Genomic DNA, 19,243 nt, shown 5'->3' with positions numbered 1-19,243 from the left:
CCTTCCTAACACTTTCAAGTAATGCGTGATTCACGAAATGGGTGAATTGCGTCTCAATGTAGGAGAAAAGATATGGCGCCTCGTAAAGCTATCATAACGCAAGCAGACATTGCACGAGCTTTAAGAGAAGCAAAAAAGCAAAAATGCGAACTCATAGAAATCAAACCTACCGGTGAACTGCTTATCTATCTGAAAGCAGATATCCCATTACCAAACTCAACAGCACACCCAGACACACTTTTAGATTTGTCAAAGAATGAATATTACGAAATCGCACTCTCTAAGATGTAAAATTGATCATGCCAAAACCACGCCCCCCTCATCTCGTTAAACAAATTACCCAACATGGCAAAATCGTATGGTATGTACGTATTGGTCATGGAAAACGTATTAGAATACGCGGAACTTATGGAACACAAGAGTTTGTTGACAACTACAAAAGCGCACTTGCCGAATTACAAGGCATAATCCCTCCAAAACCGAAAATCGGCAAACTGATTGAAGGGTCATTTGCATGGCTGCTTAAACAATACTTTAACAGCTCTAATTGGCATAGCTACACTAAAGCTACAAAAAAACAAAAAGAACTCATCCTTATGAAGGTATGTGATACCATAGGAAACATTCCATACAAAGCAATTGAAAAGAAACATATCATAGCCGGCGTTGAACGACGCAAAGAAACACCAGCAATGGCTAGAAACTTTCTGAAAGCCCTTAATGGGCTTTTTAATTGGGCGATTGACCAAGGTCTTTTAGAAAATAATCCAGCCTTAGGTGTTAAAAGACCAGCCCTTCATAACAAAGATGGGTTTGCTGTTTGGACAGAAGAAGATGTTGAGAAATATTATCAAAGATGGTCCCATGGTACCCATGAACGCGTTTGGATTGATGTCCTTTTGTATACGGGTTTGCGTCGTGGTGATGCGGTCCGCATTGGCTGGAAAGATGTAAAGAATAATATCATTCATCTCAAAACAGAGAAAAGTAAATTCCAAACAGATGTCTTTCTACCTATTTTACCGGAATTAGCCAAAACGCTTGAAACTGGTCCTATTGGAGAAGAAACATTCATTTGTGGTAAAGAAGGTAAAAAAACTAGTTAAAGAAAGTTTTGGCAACCTTTTTCGTGAGGCTTGTAACGTAGCGGGAATCAAAAAATCAGCACATGGCTTAAGAAAATTAGCAGCAACACGCGCAGCTAATTCTGGTGCAACAGTATCACAACTCAAAGCAATTTTTGGCTGGACAAATGATGCTATGGCATCTCTTTACACAAAGAGCGCAGACCGTAAAAAACTCTCTCTTGAAGCCATAAAAAAGCTTCAAAAAGATGAGGGATAGAGGCAAAAAAACTCAATAGAATCAAGATTCACCTATTCCCTTATATTAGACATAACTATTTTATTTTACTTGCTTTTTATTTGCCTCTTTTGGGCACCATATGTTTTTTAATTACGTGTAGCTTTTCATTTTCCGAGTGTTTTTAAATTCAAGAGAAGGTAGAGGTGAGCGTGAATTTACAAAATATGTTATTTTTATCAAACTTCTTTTTAATACTTTAAATTCAGCTAATTTCTACCAAGAAAAATATTAAAGTTTAAGTTTCTAATGAATATACTAACAACTTCATAACATTGGTAAAATTATCCGGCGGGCTATTATTAAAAGAATCAGAAAGTTTTTTGTAAAATTCTTTCCACAAACATTTTTTTCAATAAAGCCACCTAATTCATCAGCCTTAACTTTAGCAAAGACATAAGGCATGTGTTTCATTTATTAAAGCAAATTCTTTTCTTTAAAAAGGTTGTAGCCTTCTATCTAACAGCGTTTTTGCTGTAAAATTCAAATTATCTATCTGCTCAACTAAAGAACTTTTATTGTTTAGCTTTTGTGCTTTTTTCAAAGAGATGTGGACTTTCAAGAATAAGCTTTTCTCGTGCTTTTTGTAACTGTTTAATGACTTCATCAATCTTTGACGGAGAACAAAAAGATTCTTGGCTATTCAACAAATGCAGCCTCTCCTTTCCCTCATATAAACATTGCATCTGAGATTGAAGTATTCTAACTTCTTGAAAAAAAAGACGTCCTGTTTCCTTAAAACCATTATTAAGTGCAAAAAGTTGATCAGAAATAGATAGCAGAATTTGTTTTAAAAAACGCTCATTTTCTTGGCGTTTACGATATTCTAAAATAAGAGCATGGCTTATTTCATCTAACTGTTTTTTTGTAGAATCAATTTGACGCAATAAATTTGGTTTTTCCCCCATATCACCTTTTCTCACCTTCACAAGCATAGCATGAATGTCTAATAACTTAATTGCGGAATGAGATAAATAATCAACAACTGTAGGCGTATTAACATAGCGTTTCCGTGCAATCATCACAAACTCACCTAATGACTGTTTTTTACATTCATCCTGCTATTTATTTTTCATTTTACAAGACCATTCTAAAGAAAGTGCTAAAAAATATTACCTCCAATACATTATTCGATGGAGCCCTTTCTCTCTTTTCACGATCAACGTGGAATCCGTGGAGAGAGAAAACGTACAGGTGTATAAAGGATAAGATGTGTTGTTTTTTCCAACACACTACTACCATCAGCAAGAAGGGCTTGACTAGGTGACAATTCTGTACCTTGCATAATTGTGGAAGCCAAAGAACCTTCTCGAGAAAGAGCCATCAACGTTGGCGAAGATGCAAAGACATTGTGTGCTCCCCCATCCACATGAGAAAAATCAAGAACAGCTATTCCATTTTTACGCAACATTTCGATATCTGAGCCATCGCCCACACGATGATGTCCACCCGTAAGACGTCCTGAAACGGCAAGAGCTTTATCCGCTCTGGATACTAAAATAGCGGTTGGCTGCGGGAGTTTTTTTATATCATTAAGTTGGCGCTCAAATACATCAACATCAATATCTGGTGCAGCCATTAATAAACTTGTAATACGACGAATAGGCCTATATTTTCCCTGTAACGCTAACGTTCTAAATGCTTCCATTATAACAAAATTGCCCATAGAATGTGCAATAACCGAAATTTGATCAGCATTGGTTTCACTAATAAGTGTTAAAAGCTCTATCAATCCGTCACGGGCAAAATTAGCACTGTCACGATCATAAATATAAAGAGGAACTGATCCGGCCGAAGGCCAAGAATAATGCACAGCGACAACATTTAAAGAATAATCGTGTGTAAACTGTGCTGTACGAAATGTACCATCTGCAAAATTATTATTATACCCATGGATAAAAAGAAAAATTTCTCTTTTTCCTTTTGGCTTTTTTGCTAAAGCAGCATTTAATTGCTGTTTAAACTGTTCTTTATTATCGTATTTTTGCAATGCTACTGCTGCAAAATACTTATCATGCGTAGGTTTATAGGCATTTATTTCAACAACTCCCTTTACATGTTGCTGAGGAATTCCTACGTCAACGCGATTATAATGAACTTTATTTGATCGCTCTGCACCATAAGGTTGAGCGTAATTATTTTGCATCATACGACTTGTTGCAACATACACTGGAACGATGGCTTTTGGAGAAACTGGTTTCCCTTCAACTTCCCTTTCTACGGCAGTCATAGAAGGTGTTGCATGTACCCCATGCCAAAGTACAGCACGTGAATCACTACAGGCTGATAATAAAGAAATACAAATAAGAAGTGTTAAATATCTCAGAATCATTATACTTCTCACTGCAACTTAACCCCACCTTATAAAAATATAACATTTCAAATGCATAGATAAAGTAATAAAAAACGAAACATTATTGGCAACACACCAACAAATAACATACAAAAAAGATTTTTCTATAATGCCTATAAATCCCCTCTCTCTAACATAACTTCATCTCATTATGGAGAAACTCACTGCTAACTGGTGCGGTCGAGAAGACTCGAACTTCCACGGGTTGCCCCACAGCGACCTCAACGCTGCGCGTCTACCAATTCCGCCACGACCGCACGTGGAAAGAAAAAATCTTGGTTTTTAGCCTTTAACAAATCATAAAGAAAGGTACAAGCCAATTTTCTTTTTCTCATAATTTATTTTATCCGGATGTTTTATAACTTAATAGAGATTACGAGAAATATGGGCTTTACTATGACCTTTGAACCATCATCATAAAATGTTCTTGTGCCGCTTGATCTTTTTCATAATAACCATGAAAGTTTTTTGTAATTGTTGTAGAGCCCTGTTTTTGGATTCCTCTCATAGCCATACACATGTGCTCAGCCTCAATCAATACTGCTATACCATGAGGCTTCAGATACGTTTTTAACGCGTGAGCCACTTGCGCTGTCATAGCTTCTTGAGTTTGTAAACGACGAGAAAAAATATCTACAACACGTACAATTTTTGAAAGACCAACAATTTTTGTATTAGGAAGATATGCTATATGTGCTTTCCCAATAATTGGGATCATGTGATGCTCACAGTGTGAATAAAAAGATATATTCTTTACGATTACGGCTTCATTGTATCCTGAAACCTCTTCAAAAACTGTACCTAAGGTTTCTTTAACCGATTGACTATAACCATTAAAAAGCTCGCGATATGCCTTGGCTATACGTTTTGGAGTATCTAAAAGCCCTTCTCTATTTGGATTTTCCCCTATCCATAAGAGTAATGTACGAATCGCCTCTTCCACCTCTTCAATACTCGGACGCTTTTCTTCAGATAAATTTGTGTCCTCTTTAACAACATTACGCATTCAAAAACTCCAAGCTTATTCTATACAAAGCATTTGCTCCATACCTATCTCATTTTGTATAATCTCTATATAAGCGAATTAAAAGTTTAAACAATCACGACTCTCAAAATTTCAGGCAATAGCGCATGATTGATACTATCTATAATGATAAAATACTTAAATATGCTGCACATATAGGCAAAATTGGGCGTCTTAATAATCCTGATGCAACATCAAGAAAACATGCACACCTTTGTGGTTCGACAATCACTGTAGATTTAAAAGTGGAAAATGGTATTATTACCGATTTTGCTCACGAAATACATGCATGTGTGCTAGGGCAAGCTTCAGCTTCACTTTTAGCATCTCATATCATCGGACAAACAACTCAAGATCTTAAAATATTGCGTGAAGTTATCTACCAAATGCTAACGCAAAATGGTCCTTCTCCTCAAGCTCCATTTGAGGATTTTTCTTGCTTACAGCCCATTAAAGACTATAAAGTGCGCCATGCAGCAACACTACTACCCTTTGATGCAACGATAGACTGCATTCAAAAAATTGAAGAAAAATAAATGTTCAAATCACAATCTAGACAAAAAAAATTGACTCGGAATTACACAGGCACTTGGCAAAAGACACCCGGACGATTATTGGGTATTTTCTTAATACGTTTCTATCAAATAACACTTTCGAGTCTTATAGGCAATCAATGTCGCCATGCCCCGACTTGTTCAGAATATACATATGAAGCGATTGCACGCCATGGGCTTTGGGCTGGTGCATGGATGGGACTCTTTCGTATCATGCGTTGTGGGCCCTTTGGAACAGATGGCTTTGATCCAGTCCCTCCATCACTTGGAAATTCTTGCTGTTTTTATAAACCTTGGCGTTACTGGAAAATTTCTGACAAACACAATAAATAATCCTTTTCTTTTTTTGTATGTACTGATAGAAAGATTAGTCTATAAGTTTTTACTTAGTCACGAAACCATCCGCAATCGTTGGCGGAATTGGACTTAAAGGGTGTTTTTATGTCTTGCTCTATTTCTCTTTCTTTTCCTGACGGCTCAAAACATAATTACCCCCCCGAAATGACAGGCTTGGAATTAGCAGAATCTATTTCTAAATCACTTGCAAAAAAAGCAGTCGCCTATAGTCTTGATGGCATCACGCGAGACTTATCGGATCCATTGGGACAATCTGGTCAAGTAGAGATTATTACCCGAGAAGACTCACGCGCTCTTGAGCTCATAAGGCATGATTGCGCCCATGTCCTTGCTGAAGCAGTGCAAGAGCTCTTTCCTGAAACGCAAGTAACAATAGGTCCTGTCATTGAAAATGGATTCTATTATGATTTTGCACGCCAACAACCTTTCACATTAGATGATCTCACTGTCATTGAAAAGAAAATGCGTGAAATTATCCAACGCAATAAATCTTTTAGAAAAGAAATTTGGTCTCGTGAAAAAGCGAGAAGAGTTTTTTCTGAGAAAAAGGAATTTTATAAAGTTGAACTTATTGATAGCATTCCTGAAAATCAAGATTTAAAAGTTTATTATCAAGGAGAGTGGTTTGATCTTTGTCGCGGACCGCACATGCAATCTACAGGGCAAATTGGGAATGCTTTCAAATTAATGAAAGTTGCAGGCGCTTATTGGCGTGGCGATGCCAATAATCCAATGCTCACGAGAATTTATGGAACAGCATTTGCAAATGAAAATGACTTAAAAGCCTACCTCCATATGCTAGAAGAAGCTGAAAAACGTGATCATCGCCGTTTGGGACGTGAAATGGACTTATTTCACTTTCAAGAAGAAGGGCCAGGAATGATTTTTTGGCACAAAAAAGGCTGGAAAATGTTCCAAAATTTGATCAACTATATGCGTAGGCGCCTTGATGATCATCAATATGCTGAAGTTAATGCGCCACAAGTTCTCGATAGGTCACTTTGGGAAATATCTGGCCATTGGGGCTGGTATAAGGAGAACATGTTCAAAGCAATTCCAGCAGTAGAAAATTCAGATCATAGGAATGTTTATGCTCTTAAACCAATGAATTGCCCTGGTCATGTGCAAATTTTTAAACATGGTTTAAAATCTTATCGTGATTTGCCTATTAGACTTGCTGAATTTGGACTTGTTCATCGTTATGAGCCTTCAGGCTCTTTACATGGTCTTATGCGTGTGCGTGGTTTTACACAAGATGATGCGCATATTTTTTGTACTGATGAACAATTAGCCGATGAATGTCTCAGTATTAATGATCTTATTTTATCAACTTATGCTGATTTTGGTTTTAAAGAAATCAGTCTTAAGCTTTCAACACGTCCAGAAAAACGAGTTGGATCTGATGCATTATGGGATCACGCAGAAAGTATCATGGAATCTGTCCTTAAAACGATTGAAACAAAATTTGCAGGACAAATCAAAACAAGCATCCTTCCAGGTGAAGGAGCATTTTATGGTCCAAAATTTGAATATACATTAAAGGATGCTATCGGTCGTGAATGGCAATGTGGAACAACACAAATAGACTTTAATCTCCCTGAACGTTTTGGTGCATTCTATATTGATAAAGATTCAGAAAAACGTCAACCTGTTATGATCCACCGTGCTATTTTTGGATCAATGGAGCGTTTCCTTGGTATATTAATCGAAAACTTTGCTGGACATATGCCACTTTGGCTTGCTCCTGAACAAATTGTTGTTGCAACAATTACATCCGAAGCAAATGAATATGCCCAAAAAATAACAGCAAAACTTAAAGCTACTGGGCTTTCCGCAACAATAGATCTCCGCAATGAAAAAATTAACTATAAAATACGAGAACATTCTTTACAAAAAGTCCCCGTAATTTTGGTATGTGGCAAACGTGAAGCTGAAACAAATAGCGTAAATATGCGCCGCTTAGGAAGTACAAATCAAACCCTTTTATCTGTAGAAGATGTAATTAAACAACTCTCAAATGAGGCAACACCTCCAGATTTGCAACGCGTAATAAATGCGTAATATCACAGAAAATTGTAATACGTTAATTTTTTACTATAAATCTTCAGTTTTTGTACAAAATGAAATAATTTGATATTGTAGTGTGTTTTTGTTTCATGCACAATGACCTATCATCAGAAAGAATAACGTGCTCTTTCTCTACAAGGTAGATTGGTGAAAAAATTGAATGTAAGCTATGAGCTTGTTTAAATGAAAAAATCATAGCCAATTGAATATTAATAATAACATTAATCTTTTACCTTTATAATGAAAAGATTCTGCTATTATCATGGATAGATCATTACAATAATGATAGCAATATCAAGCAAGAAAACTGGAAACAAGATTATATTTATTAATAAAAAATATGTAAAATTACCTGAACAATGATATGTCTTATTCATAAGATAAGCCCTTATAAAAAAGACAAGATATTGATTTATAATCATAATATATCGTTATTCATATTAAATAAAGCTTTGAATATCATAGGATTCTCTTATTTTAAATATGTTTATGTTGAATCTATCAAAATCATTTGCTTGCACCAAACAAGCGGAATAAATGTGTGGATAAAAATTATTGAGAAAGGACTTTTAAAATGCCTACAATGAACCGCCTAAAGTGCTAAGGATCGTTGCAATCATTGAGGACAGACTATAACTATAATGATGATGCCGACTTGCTCCTTCATAAATGTAAAAATAGCGACATTCAGCAGAGTTTACCATTATATCATTCACGAGGAATCATGGCAAAATAAGCTTAAGAAACATCTCTTTAAAACAAGCACATGAACCGGTAAGCCAACGGCATTCTACATCCCGCAATCTACACTGATGAGATATTGCCTTAATTTTTATAAAGCTAAATCAAAGAAAAATGGCAAAACTCAGCGTTTATTCTTTTTCCTCTTCATATTTTACCAAATTAAAAACTCTTATAAAAAACTCGTTAAATATACACATACGATACATGACCTCTCGTTGAACGTATTAAACTCTGAGCACATCCATAAAACGTCTAAATATCTACGAAACACATATAAAATAAAAAATATTATTATTATCGTGCTCTATCAAGAACACGCTTACATTCAATGAGTTCAAACAAAATTTCTTGTAACAATGCTTTATCAGTTTTGTCTTTGTAAAGATTCACAGAACCGACAGATGTTTCTCCCTCATTCCTCATGAAGCTCAAAAGCCCAAAAGAAGATTTTTTAGGCTTATTGCTTGCATTTTCAGAAGTTTGTCCTGCATGTTTCTTCTCTATGACCACATTCATAGCATCAAGATCACCATTACCCAATGCAGTCACAAAAGCAACACCATTTTCTTTCAAAAGGCGTTGCACACCTTTTATCGTATAACCCTGATCATATAGTAACTGCTTAATACCATTGAGCAAATCAACATCGACCGGACGATAATAGCGCCTTCCTCCCCCACGTTTCATTGGTTTAATCTGCCTAAAACGTGTTTCCCAAAATCTTAAGACATGCTGCGGAAGCTCCAATAACTCCGCTACTTCGCTAATTGTGCGAAAAGCATCAGAGCTTTTATCCATTTTGTAACACCTTATTTAAAACAAAATAAATTACTTTACAATGACTCATTCTGTTTCAATTTCTCAACAAAATTAGTCAAAAATAAGACCATCATTGACACCTTACTCACCAGTCTTTTTCTAAAAAACAAAGACTTTTATTTTATACATTTCTTTAACAAATACCAAACATACCATGGCATTTATTTATGAGATATCATTTTTTCTGTTTTGCACGATGCGAATCTAAAATTCTCTGTTTAAGAACATTGGCAGCCTTAAACGTCACAACACGTCGCGGCGGAATAGGTGCTTCAACACCTGTTTTTGGATTGCGTCCAACACGTTCATTTTTACTGCGAACCTGAAAAGTTGCAAAAGAAGATAATTTAACCGCTTCACCTCTTACAAGTGAGTTGCAAATCTCATCCAAAACCAATTCGACTAAAGCTGCTGATTCAGTATGTGACAAGCCCACTCTTTTACAAACTACGCTCGCTAAATCTGCACGCGTTACTGTCTTACTTGTCATTATAACCACCTATTAAAATATTAAAAATTACAAAATGACTTATACGTTTTCTTAAAATATGGTCAAGTAGCCATAATTTACCAACGAATAAGAATTGCTCCCCATGTAAATCCACCTCCCATGGCTTCTAACATGATAAGATCTCCTTCTTTTATTTTTCCATCGCAAACAGCTGTTGTTAAAGCCAACGGAACTGATGCAGCAGACGTATTACCATGTTGATCAACGGTAATCACAACTTTATCTAGTGAAATTCCCAGCTTTTTAGCAGATGCTTCAATAATGCGCTTATTAGCCTGATGAGGTACAAACCAATCTAGTTGTGAAGAATCCATACCTGCAGCTGCAAAACAATCATCAACCACATCCGTTATCATACCAACAGCATATTTAAAGACTTCTCGTCCTTCCATACGCAAATAGCCTGTCGTTTGTGTTGTTGAAGGTCCACCATCAACATATAGCTTATCTATATAAGCACCATTAGAGCGCAATTTCGCAGACAATATACCACGCTCAAAAGCAATATCCCCCTCAGTTTCTTGTGCTTCCAAAATAACAGCACCAGCACCATCACCAAACAAAACACATGTCGTACGATCTTCCCAATCTAAAATTCGAGAAAATGTATCGGATCCAATAACTAAAATTCTTTTAGCTCCCCCACACCGTAAATAAGAATCTCCTGTTGTTAAAGCAAAAATAAAACCAGAGCAAACAGCTTGAATATCAAAAGCAAATCCATGACTCATTCCCAAAGCATGCTGAATTTCAACAGCAGAAGCAGGAAAAGTACGATTCGGGGTGGACGTTGCTAAAATAATACAATCGATGTCTTTTATTGTTAAACCAGCATTTGTAAGTGCTGCTTGCGCAGCCTCAACTCCTAAAGAAACAGTTGTTTCATTTTCACTGGCAATATAACGTTGGCGTATTCCTGTACGCTGAACAATCCATGAATCTGACGTTTCAACAAACTTTGCAATCTCATCATTTGATAAACTTCTTTTCGGCAAAGCACTTCCTACACCCCGTATAATTGACCGAATCATTCAGCTCTTACCTTTTCTTCAAATTTTTTATTTCTATTATAAGAGCTTATCATAAGGACTCTCCATTCATCACTGCTTCATCTTCTTGGTCAAAAAGTGTTTCTTTATTTTCATGAAATCGCCGTAAATCAGCCGTTATTTTTTGTAAAAGTCCGTTATTAACCATCTCATAACCAACGCGGATAGCAGAAGCAAAGCCATTAGCATTAGCACTGCCATGACTTTTTATAACAACACCATTCAAACCTAAAAGCACTCCTCCATTCACCCTATCAGGATCCATTTTATGTTTCAGTATACGAAAAGCACCCCGCGATAAAAAATAACCAAGAGATGTTAAAAAAGAACTGCGCATTGCAGAGTTTAAAATCTCTCCTATCTGTCGCGCGGTTCCTTCTGCGGTTTTTAAAGCAATATTACCAGAAAACCCCTCTGTTACAACAACATCGACTGTTCCTTTTCCAATGTCATTGCCCTCAACAAATCCTTTATATTCCAATCCTTCTAATTGCACTTCACGCAATATCATTCCTGCTTTTTTTATTTCATAAAGTCCTTTAACCTCTTCCACCCCCACATTTAAAAGCCCAACACTTGGTCTTTCAGTGTGATATAAAGCGCGAAACATACCTGCTCCCATAACCGCCAAATCAACCAACTGACTAGCAGAGGCACCAATTGTTGCTCCAATATCTAAAACAATACTCTCACTGCGCAGTGTTGGCCAGATACCCGCAATACCAGGACGTTCAGCCTCTGCAAGCATTTTCAAACAAAAATAAGACATGGCCATGAGTGCACCCGTATTACCAGCAGAAATGCAAGCATCAGCTTCACCATTTTTTACCGCTTCAATGGCGTACCACATTGATGATTTACCACGTCCGTTACGAAGTGCTTGGCTTGGCTTTTCATCCATGCGTGTATAACTTTCTGTCGGGCAAAAGCGCGATACAGAATCCAAACAGGGATATTTTTTTAAAACCGGACAAACAGTCTCCTCTACCCCATAAAATAGAAAATAAATATTTGATAAATATTTTTGTACAATTGCTGCTCCTGCAATAGCTGCTTCTGGACCGTAATCACCGCCCATGACATCCACAGAAATTCTAATCACGCTTGCATATCCCACATCTTTTCATTTACATCTTTAAATACATATTATGATTTTTGGCTCCTGAATACTCACACAGAATATCTTGCGAAAATCGCTCCGCAGAAAATACCGTTTAGCATACAATAGATATTTTTTATATTTTTTTACAATCACTTCCAATTTTTCAAAACAGAAAATGGAGAGAATTTTCGCTCTGCTTCTTCTAAATTTTCAACCATATTCATCTTTATCCCTTCTTTACGTGGATAATGATTAATAGACAACTCAAAAAACTCTTCCATGATTGCGCCAATATCAATTTTATCATCATAAAACACTTCAGGAGTATCAAGCCCCTCTACATCTAAAAACAATTCCCCTGTATCCTCTGATATTTTGGGCTTCATCAAATTTGAATCTTCAGGAACAAAAACAACCTCAATATTTTCACAAAGGATATTTTCTAATGGTTCTAATGTAACAACACATAACTGTAGTATACGCGCTTGCAACAGACCTTTTATACGCACTCCACGTTTTTTCCACGGGAAAATATGAAATTTTCCCTCACAAGATTTTACTTCAATTAAATCATGGTTCTGGGCTAAATGTGTACATTCTTTTTTGTTTGCACAAAAATGAACCCTTATACCTTTAGCAGGGAGAGAACGTACAGATATTGGATAAGCCAAAGCAAATGTCATTTGAGGAACATTTTGAACATTCATAGACAACTCCCAAACATAAAAACGCGTAAAGCACCATGTTTTTATTTATCTCAAGTATTTATGCATTTTTTTCTTTTCTAAAGAAATTCTATATGGCATAATTTGCTTTATAACAGGGAAACTCAGTGTAAGCTACGGTAGATTAAGTTAAAATTAGAAAAAACTTGAGGTTGCCTTCTTGTCCTACATCTCAGTATAAAAAGGAGATATCATTGTTTCAAATGCCTCACATAATAGCCTTAATCAAACGTAAATTATTGATTGGTCTATCAATAGCAAGCATAGGAATGCTTGCTGGGTGTAGTCTTCTTGATTCTTCAGGTTCGAGCCAAATTTATAGAGAAGGCTATGTTCTTGATAAAAATGCTCTAAGTTCTATCTCTATTGGCTCAAGTCAAGAGCAAGTTCTTTTAACTTTAGGGACCCCTTCATTAAAAACAAAATATGATAATGAAGTTTTTTATTACATCTCACAGACACGTTATCGTGGGATGCAGTTTATGAAAACAAAGATTATTGATCGCAAAGTTTTAGCTATTTACTTCAATAAAAATAATCAGGTTGCAAAAGTTGCAAATTACGGGTTACAAGACGGTCAAGTGTTTGACTTTATTACACAAACAACGCCAACTGTAACGAAAGAACATCCTTTCTTAATTCAAATTATAAAAGGCCCTGCGAATTTGCCACCCCATAACTAAATCATATAGTCTGCGTACCGTTTCAATATTATAGGTCTGATAATATCAGATCTATAATGGAGGGGGGTTGTAACTCTTAGAGTCGGACTTTTTTTGCCATACTGTCGAGAACTGCATTAACAAGTTTTGGCTCTTCACCTTCAAAAAACGCCTTTGCTATATCAACATATTCATTCATAACAACTGCAATAGGGACATCTTTACGGTTGATCAACTCCCATAAACCTGCTCGTAAAATTGCGCGTAAGATAGAATCAAGACGTGAAAGAGACCACTCTGCAGAAAGCTGTTGATGAAGCAGCGGATCAAGCTGCTTTTGATCTTTTACAACACCCGTTATAATAGCCAAAAACCATTGAAAATCAGCTTCAAGATATTGGTCTCCATCAATATCTTTTCCCAAACGATAAGCCTCATACTCAGCTGCAGTTTCCATCACCCCCGAACCCACGATATCCATTTGATAGAGTGCTTGAACTGCAGCAAGTCTTGCTGCTCCACGTTTATTGGCTGAACGCGGAAAATGTCTGCTTTTTATATCAGCCATATTTAACGATTATCTCCAAATCTCTTTTTTAGAGCGATCATACATAAAGCAGCTTCAGCCGCAAAACCACCTTTATTTTTGTCATCTAGTTTTGCACGCACCCATGCTTGTTCTTCGTTTTCAACAGTCAAAATACCATTTCCAATAGCCAAGTGTTGATGAACAGTTAAATCCATCAATGCACGACAAGAACCATTAGCAACAATTTCAAAGTGATATGTTTCACCCCGAATAACACAACCAAGAGCAACATAACCATCATACGATATCTTGTTTTGTTCAGAAAAAGCTATTGCACTTGGTATTTCTAATGCTCCAGGAACCGTTACAACATCATAACTTGCTTCAGCTTTTTGCAAAGTATTCACTGCACCTCTCAAAAGCGCATCAGAAATCCCCTCATAAAAACGTGCCTCAACAATCAATACGTGAGGCTTTTTACCTATCTCTTTCATCATAATGAAATTCCACAAAAAACGAATCAAAAAAATCAAAGTTATAAAGCATAAAATTCTGAAAACGATCAATAGAGTGTTGGCTTATTCATCTTCTCTTTTTAAAGTAAAAAGTTTTGCAGCATAACGAGCAAATTGATCAATTTCCAAATTTACCCGATCTCCAATTTTAGCTTGTCCCCACGTTGTCATTTCGAGTGTATGGCGAATAATAAGAACATCAAAAACACAATCCTCAACACCATTAACAGTCAAAGATGTCCCATTAAGTGCAATAGATCCCTTATTAACAATAAAAGGCATAAATTGTCTTGAAACTTTTAAATAAAAGCGAATTGCATCCCCTTCCTTTTTTTGATCAATGATTTCAGCCAAACCATCAATATGACCAGAAACCAAATGTCCCCCCATTTCATCACCCAATCGAAGCGAACGTTCCAAATTAACAAAAGTTCCTTTTATCCATTGTGCAAGATTCGTTAAACGTAATGTTTCTTCCCACGCTTCAACAACAAACCAATTGGAATCTTCTTGCTTTAATCCTCGCTCTACAATTGTCAGACAAATTCCCGAACAAGCAATTGATGCGCCAATTGCTAAACTTTCTATAGCATAGCGTGTGGAAATCTTTAAACGCATCCCCTGCTTTAAAGGTTGAACATCTTCAACACAACCAATATCCGTTATAATTCCTGTGAACATAATGTCTTACGTCTCCACTTATAAAAACGGTCATTTCCAAACATTCTTGTCTCAATTTTATGAAATTGCGAGAGATAATTTCCAAAATGAGGGGCTTCAATACGATTTTTGCCTAAAACAATGGGGGTATGAAAACATATCAAATGATCAACACAACCAGCATTCAAAAATTTTTCCCCTGTCTTGACGCCCCCTTCCAATAAAACACTATTAATCCCATGTTTATAAAGCATCTGTAAAAGAGCAAAGGGTTCTACACAACCATTGTTCATCTCTACCGAATAAACAGACACACCATATTGCTCCAATGCATTTTTTTTGCTTTTCTTTGAAAGATCCCCATCACAAATAACCCATGTAGGGATTTTTATAGCTGTTTGGACAACTTTTGCATAAAGAGGGATAGATAAATCTGCATCCAAAATAATACGAATTGGTGAGCGCATCTCCATCCCTGGCAAGCGGCAATTGAGTTGTGGATCATCTGCGAGTATAGTTCCAATACCAACGAGGATAGCATTATTTTGAGCACGTAAAATATGCGTATGGGCATGAGAAAGTGTTCCACTAATTTTTACGCTGCCTTTCTCTTTTTTTCCAACACCATTATCTGCAGAAATTGCCATTTTAAAAGTGACCGCACAGCGTTGTATCTTTCTTATGCACCAATGCGTCCATAAGGATTCAAAAGCCTCTTCAGCTAAAATACCCTCAACCACTTCAATACCAGCCGCTCGCAAAAGAGCAATACCATGACCATCAACACGCTTGTCACAATCAGTCAGCGCAACAACAACTCGAGAAACACCTGAACCAATAAGTGCATTCACACACGGCGAAGTTTTTCCATAATGCGCACAAGGTTCTAATGTAACATAAGCAGTAGCTCCTTGAGCCAAAGAACCTGCCATGTGTAAAGCTTGCACTTCCGCATGAGGACGCCCATGAATAGCTGTTACGCCATAGCCAACAATAAAAGCCCCTCCACCATTATCGTTTCGCACAATTAATGTACCAACCGAAGGATTCTCACCTGTAAGACCGACATGACGTTCTGCTAAACGAATAGCTGCAGCCATAAACCGTTCATCTTGCACTTTTTTATTCATCAAAACGAGATTCTGTATCCGCGATACCCTTTGATAATTCATCTATAACATCGTGAAAATCGCTTGCATTACGGAAATCTCGATACACAGAAGCAAAACGAATATAAGCAATATCATCAATTCTTTTCAATGCTTCCATCACAAGATGCCCAATTTTTTCTGAAGAAATCTCTGGTTCTCCCAAACTTTCAAGCTGGCGTACAATGCCAGAAATTGCTCGTTCAATATGATCAGGATCAATATTGCGCTTACGTACAGCCACATCAACTGATCGCATTAACTTATCACGATCGAAAGGTTCACATCGTCCACTTTTTTTAGCGACTAAAAGCTCACGCAACTGAACACGTTCAAAAGTTGTAAAGCGACCAGCACAAACAGAACAAACACGGCGGCGTCGAATCACTGCCCCCTCTTCTGCAGGACGCGAGTCTCTAACCTGTGTATCCTCATATTGACAATAAGGACAGCGCATCTCTTTTATATCCTTAACAAGCGCTGAGATAAGAGTAAAGAGGAAATTGATTCGTTATATCTTCCACCTTTTTCTTAACAGCCATTTCAACAGCATGATTATCTTCATCACTTTTTGCGTTCCGAAGACCATCAAGAACTTCTGAAATCAAATGACCAACTTGAATAAATTCTTTTTCTAAAAAACCACGCGTTGTAGCAGCAGGTGAGCCCAAACGAATTCCCGATGTTATAGATGGCGTTTCAGGGTCAAAAGGAATACCATTTTTATTGCAGGTAATATGAGCGCGTCCTAAAGCCAATTCAGCACGTTTACCTGTTAGATTTTTGGAACGTAAATCAACCAACAATAAATGATTATCTGTACCGCCAGAAACAATATTAAAACCATTATTCTGTAATGTTTTTGCTAAAGTTTTCGCATGTGTGACCACCTTGGCACTATAATTCTTGAAAGAAGGATGCAAAGCCTCCCCAAATGCAACAGCCTTTGCCGCAATCACATGCATTAAAGGCCCCCCTTGAAGACCAGGAAAAATAGCAGAATTAATTTTTTTGGATAAAGCCTCATCATTTGTCAATATCAAACCACCTCGGGGACCTCGAAGCGATTTATGTGTTGTTGTCGTTACAATATGCGCATGTGGAACAGGTGAAGGATGTACGCCACCAGCAACAAGACCAGCAATATGAGACATATCAACGAGTAAATGAGCACCGATTTCATCTGCAATTTCACGGAATCTTTCCCAGTTCCAGAATCGAGAATAAGATGAGCCCCCTGCTATAATAAGTTTTGGCTTATGTTCTTTTGCAAGTCGCTCAACCTCATCCATATCAATAATCTGATCTTCTTGACGTACACCATAGGAAACAACATTAAACCATTTTCCTGACATATTAACAGGTGAACCATGCGTAAGGTGACCACCAGCATTTAAATCCAACCCCATAAATGTGTCACCAGGCTGAAGTAAAGCTAAAAAGACAGCTTGATTCATTTGGCTACCAGAATTAGGCTGTACATTTGCAAACGCAGCACCAAAAAGCTGTTTTGCCCTTTCAATGGCTAAATCTTCAACGACATCAACAAATTGACATCCACCATAATAGCGCTTTCTTGGATAACCTTCTGCATATTTATTGGTTAAAACAGACCCCTGTGCTTCAAGAACCGCTCTTGAAACAATATTCTCAGAAGCAATCAACTCAATTTCATGTTGTTGACGCTCAAATTCTTCCATAATTGCATCAAAGATTGCATCATCAACAGTTTGTAAATTATCATTAAAAAAGCGCTCTTGTGCGTCATTTTTTTGCTGAGTCATAAAATACGTTCCTAACATTAAAAAATAAAGTCATTAAACGATAACACAGCAAACCATGCAAACCAAACATTTTAAACTACTTACACTCAAAAATAATGATACAAATAATTATCCTGTTCCTTGTCATAGAGACAGCAAAAAACGTCTCTCATAAAAATGGTGAAAAATGAGGTTAAATTTCTTCTTTTACGCTCTTATTTGTTTACACCTTTTACAAAAAAATATTTATAATCTAAATAAATTCAATAATTTAATAATTATTATTTAAGTTGGTAATGATTTAAAATAATTTATAATATGAAAAGCTGAATATAGTAGAGAAAAGAATGGCAACCAAAGTTTTTATTGATGGTGAACATGGCACAACCGGACTACAAATACAAAAACGCTTAGAAAGGCGTACAGATTTAAAACTACTCTCTCTTTCTCATAAAGATCGCCATAATGTTCATCTACGACAAGACTATCTTAATCAAGCCGATATTGCTATTTTGTGTCTTCCAGATGATGCTGCACGCGAAACCGTTCATTGGCTTAAAAAAAATAAAAACATTAGGATTATTGATAGCTCGACAGCACACCGTGTTACACCAGACTGGGTTTACGGTTTTCCTGAAATGACAGCAGGACAAAGAAAGCGCATTCAAGCAGCACATTATGTAACCAATCCCGGATGCTATCCTACTGGTGCCATTAGTTTGATTCGCCCACTCCGTGAAGCAGGACTGCTAGACGCCGATTATCCCATCTCGATTAATGCAATCTCCGGCTATACCGGTGGTGGAAAACAGTTGATTTTACAAATGGAAAATCAATCTCAACAGAATATTAAGGAAAATTATTTTATTTATGGTCTTAATCTTGCACACAAACATGTGCCAGAAATTAAAATCTATGGACAAATCAATCAAACCCCAGTTTTTATACCAAGTGTTGGTCGTTTTCCCCAAGGAATGATTGTGAATCTTCCTCTGCATCGCCATTTATTCACAAAATCAGCAAACTGTTCTGATTTGCGCGAAATTCTCGCAAACCATTACGATGGACAAAATACCATTTTAGTTGCATCACAAGAAGAAACTGTTTCACTTGAAAGACTTAATCCAGAGTGTTTAGCCAATAAAGATGGTATGAAACTGTTCGTATTTGGCAATGATCGCGAAGGCATTTTTAATCTCAGCGCCATATTCGATAATTTAGGAAAAGGCGCATCAGCTGCAGCTATCCAGAACCTCGATTTAATGCTTTCAAGCGACTAAACCTCCCTACCCACAAACT

Annotated in this window: 20 protein-coding genes, 1 tRNA gene and 1 pseudogene; 7 read left to right on the top strand and 15 right to left on the bottom strand. The window is 36.8% G+C overall.

What is annotated here, in order from left to right:
- Window positions 1-72: 72 nt before the first annotated feature.
- Both ACFIMU_RS06250 and ACFIMU_RS06245 read left to right on the top strand, forming a co-directional pair.
- Window positions 73-291, top strand: coding sequence for a hypothetical protein (locus ACFIMU_RS06250; protein ID WP_375680073.1), 219 nt, complete (start codon window positions 73-75; stop codon window positions 289-291).
- Window positions 292-299: 8 nt separating this feature from the next.
- A pseudogene (locus ACFIMU_RS06245) lies at window positions 300-1,344 on the top strand (tyrosine-type recombinase/integrase).
- Window positions 1,345-1,877: 533 nt separating this feature from the next.
- Here the strand turns inward: ACFIMU_RS06245 and ACFIMU_RS06240 are convergent.
- The 4 genes from ACFIMU_RS06240 to folE all read right to left on the bottom strand — a co-directional run bounded on the left by ACFIMU_RS06240 (window position 1,878) and on the right by folE (window position 4,721).
- Complete coding sequence (locus ACFIMU_RS06240) at window positions 1,878-2,384, bottom strand: hypothetical protein (RefSeq protein WP_015856440.1); 507 nt, start codon at window positions 2,382-2,384, stop codon at window positions 1,878-1,880.
- Between the two features lie 137 nt (window positions 2,385-2,521).
- Window positions 2,522-3,694, bottom strand: coding sequence for an alpha/beta hydrolase (locus ACFIMU_RS06235; RefSeq protein ID WP_375607121.1), 1,173 nt, complete (start codon window positions 3,692-3,694; stop codon window positions 2,522-2,524).
- A 193-nt stretch (window positions 3,695-3,887) separates the two neighbouring features.
- Window positions 3,888-3,972 (bottom strand) — tRNA-Leu (locus ACFIMU_RS06230).
- 137 nt (window positions 3,973-4,109) lie between these two features.
- Window positions 4,110-4,721 (bottom strand): GTP cyclohydrolase I FolE, encoded by a 612-nt coding sequence (gene folE, locus ACFIMU_RS06225; RefSeq protein WP_375607120.1) that lies wholly within the window; start codon window positions 4,719-4,721, stop codon window positions 4,110-4,112.
- Window positions 4,722-4,846: 125 nt separating this feature from the next.
- On the opposite strand from folE, the gene ACFIMU_RS06220 reads away from it, so the two are divergent.
- The 3 genes from ACFIMU_RS06220 (at window position 4,847) to thrS (ending at window position 7,711) form a co-directional block, all read left to right on the top strand.
- Window positions 4,847-5,275: an iron-sulfur cluster assembly scaffold protein gene (locus tag ACFIMU_RS06220; RefSeq protein ID WP_375607119.1), complete on the top strand. Its 429-nt coding sequence runs from the start codon at window positions 4,847-4,849 to the stop codon at window positions 5,273-5,275.
- The gene (gene yidD / locus ACFIMU_RS06215) at window positions 5,276-5,626 is read left to right on the top strand and encodes a membrane protein insertion efficiency factor YidD (protein WP_375607118.1); all 351 of its coding nucleotides are present in this window, start codon (window positions 5,276-5,278) and stop codon (window positions 5,624-5,626) included. It abuts the gene before it with no gap.
- Between the two features lie 108 nt (window positions 5,627-5,734).
- Window positions 5,735-7,711, top strand: a complete 1,977-nt coding sequence (thrS, locus tag ACFIMU_RS06210) for a threonine--tRNA ligase (RefSeq protein WP_375687154.1) — start codon at window positions 5,735-5,737, stop codon at window positions 7,709-7,711.
- A 1,044-nt stretch (window positions 7,712-8,755) separates the two neighbouring features.
- Here the strand turns inward: thrS and ACFIMU_RS06205 are convergent.
- From ACFIMU_RS06205 to ACFIMU_RS06185, 5 genes are all read right to left on the bottom strand, one after another.
- The gene (locus ACFIMU_RS06205; RefSeq protein WP_375607116.1) at window positions 8,756-9,259 is read right to left on the bottom strand and encodes a MerR family transcriptional regulator; all 504 of its coding nucleotides are present in this window, start codon (window positions 9,257-9,259) and stop codon (window positions 8,756-8,758) included.
- A 196-nt stretch (window positions 9,260-9,455) separates the two neighbouring features.
- Complete coding sequence (locus ACFIMU_RS06200; RefSeq protein ID WP_273791377.1) at window positions 9,456-9,770, bottom strand: integration host factor subunit alpha; 315 nt, start codon at window positions 9,768-9,770, stop codon at window positions 9,456-9,458.
- Window positions 9,771-9,847: 77 nt separating this feature from the next.
- Window positions 9,848-10,822: a beta-ketoacyl-ACP synthase III gene (locus ACFIMU_RS06195; protein WP_375607115.1), complete on the bottom strand. Its 975-nt coding sequence runs from the start codon at window positions 10,820-10,822 to the stop codon at window positions 9,848-9,850.
- A 49-nt stretch (window positions 10,823-10,871) separates the two neighbouring features.
- Entirely contained in the window at window positions 10,872-11,942 is a 1,071-nt protein-coding gene (gene plsX / locus ACFIMU_RS06190) for a phosphate acyltransferase PlsX (RefSeq protein ID WP_375607114.1), read from the bottom strand.
- A gap of 149 nt (window positions 11,943-12,091) precedes the next feature.
- Entirely contained in the window at window positions 12,092-12,649 is a 558-nt protein-coding gene (locus tag ACFIMU_RS06185; protein ID WP_375607113.1) for a DUF177 domain-containing protein, read from the bottom strand.
- A gap of 221 nt (window positions 12,650-12,870) precedes the next feature.
- Here ACFIMU_RS06185 and ACFIMU_RS06180 point away from each other — a divergent pair, with 221 nt between their 5' ends.
- Window positions 12,871-13,350: an outer membrane protein assembly factor BamE gene (locus ACFIMU_RS06180; protein WP_375607172.1), complete on the top strand. Its 480-nt coding sequence runs from the start codon at window positions 12,871-12,873 to the stop codon at window positions 13,348-13,350.
- 76 nt (window positions 13,351-13,426) lie between these two features.
- Here the strand turns inward: ACFIMU_RS06180 and nusB are convergent, their stop codons facing one another.
- The 6 genes from nusB to glyA all read right to left on the bottom strand — a co-directional run bounded on the left by nusB (window position 13,427) and on the right by glyA (window position 17,965).
- Window positions 13,427-13,897, bottom strand: coding sequence for a transcription antitermination factor NusB (gene nusB, locus ACFIMU_RS06175; protein WP_375607112.1), 471 nt, complete (start codon window positions 13,895-13,897; stop codon window positions 13,427-13,429).
- Between the two features lie 2 nt (window positions 13,898-13,899).
- Window positions 13,900-14,355, bottom strand: a complete 456-nt coding sequence (locus ACFIMU_RS06170; RefSeq protein WP_375607111.1) for a 6,7-dimethyl-8-ribityllumazine synthase — start codon at window positions 14,353-14,355, stop codon at window positions 13,900-13,902.
- Window positions 14,356-14,436: 81 nt separating this feature from the next.
- Window positions 14,437-15,054: a riboflavin synthase gene (locus ACFIMU_RS06165; RefSeq protein ID WP_375696899.1), complete on the bottom strand. Its 618-nt coding sequence runs from the start codon at window positions 15,052-15,054 to the stop codon at window positions 14,437-14,439.
- Window positions 15,036-16,163 (bottom strand): bifunctional diaminohydroxyphosphoribosylaminopyrimidine deaminase/5-amino-6-(5-phosphoribosylamino)uracil reductase RibD, encoded by a 1,128-nt coding sequence (gene ribD, locus ACFIMU_RS06160; RefSeq protein ID WP_375615269.1) that lies wholly within the window; start codon window positions 16,161-16,163, stop codon window positions 15,036-15,038. The genes ACFIMU_RS06165 and ribD overlap by 19 nt, the downstream gene beginning before the upstream one ends.
- Window positions 16,156-16,638 carry a transcriptional regulator NrdR gene (gene nrdR, locus ACFIMU_RS06155; RefSeq protein ID WP_375607108.1) on the bottom strand — a complete coding sequence of 161 codons (483 nt, stop codon included), beginning with the start codon at window positions 16,636-16,638 and terminating at the stop codon, window positions 16,156-16,158. The genes ribD and nrdR overlap by 8 nt, the downstream gene beginning before the upstream one ends.
- 13 nt (window positions 16,639-16,651) lie before the next feature.
- The gene (gene glyA / locus ACFIMU_RS06150; RefSeq protein ID WP_375615268.1) at window positions 16,652-17,965 is read right to left on the bottom strand and encodes a serine hydroxymethyltransferase; all 1,314 of its coding nucleotides are present in this window, start codon (window positions 17,963-17,965) and stop codon (window positions 16,652-16,654) included.
- Between the two features lie 326 nt (window positions 17,966-18,291).
- Here glyA and argC point away from each other — a divergent pair, with 326 nt between their 5' ends.
- Window positions 18,292-19,224 carry an N-acetyl-gamma-glutamyl-phosphate reductase gene (gene argC / locus ACFIMU_RS06145; RefSeq protein WP_375608301.1) on the top strand — a complete coding sequence of 311 codons (933 nt, stop codon included), beginning with the start codon at window positions 18,292-18,294 and terminating at the stop codon, window positions 19,222-19,224.
- Window positions 19,225-19,243: the final 19 nt, after the last annotated feature.

The organism is Bartonella sp. AC70YNML (assembly GCF_042196545.1).
Classification (GTDB): domain Bacteria; phylum Pseudomonadota; class Alphaproteobacteria; order Rhizobiales; family Rhizobiaceae; genus Bartonella.
The sequence above is the reverse complement of the archived record's forward strand: the minus strand, read 5'-3'. Positions and strand labels throughout refer to the sequence as shown.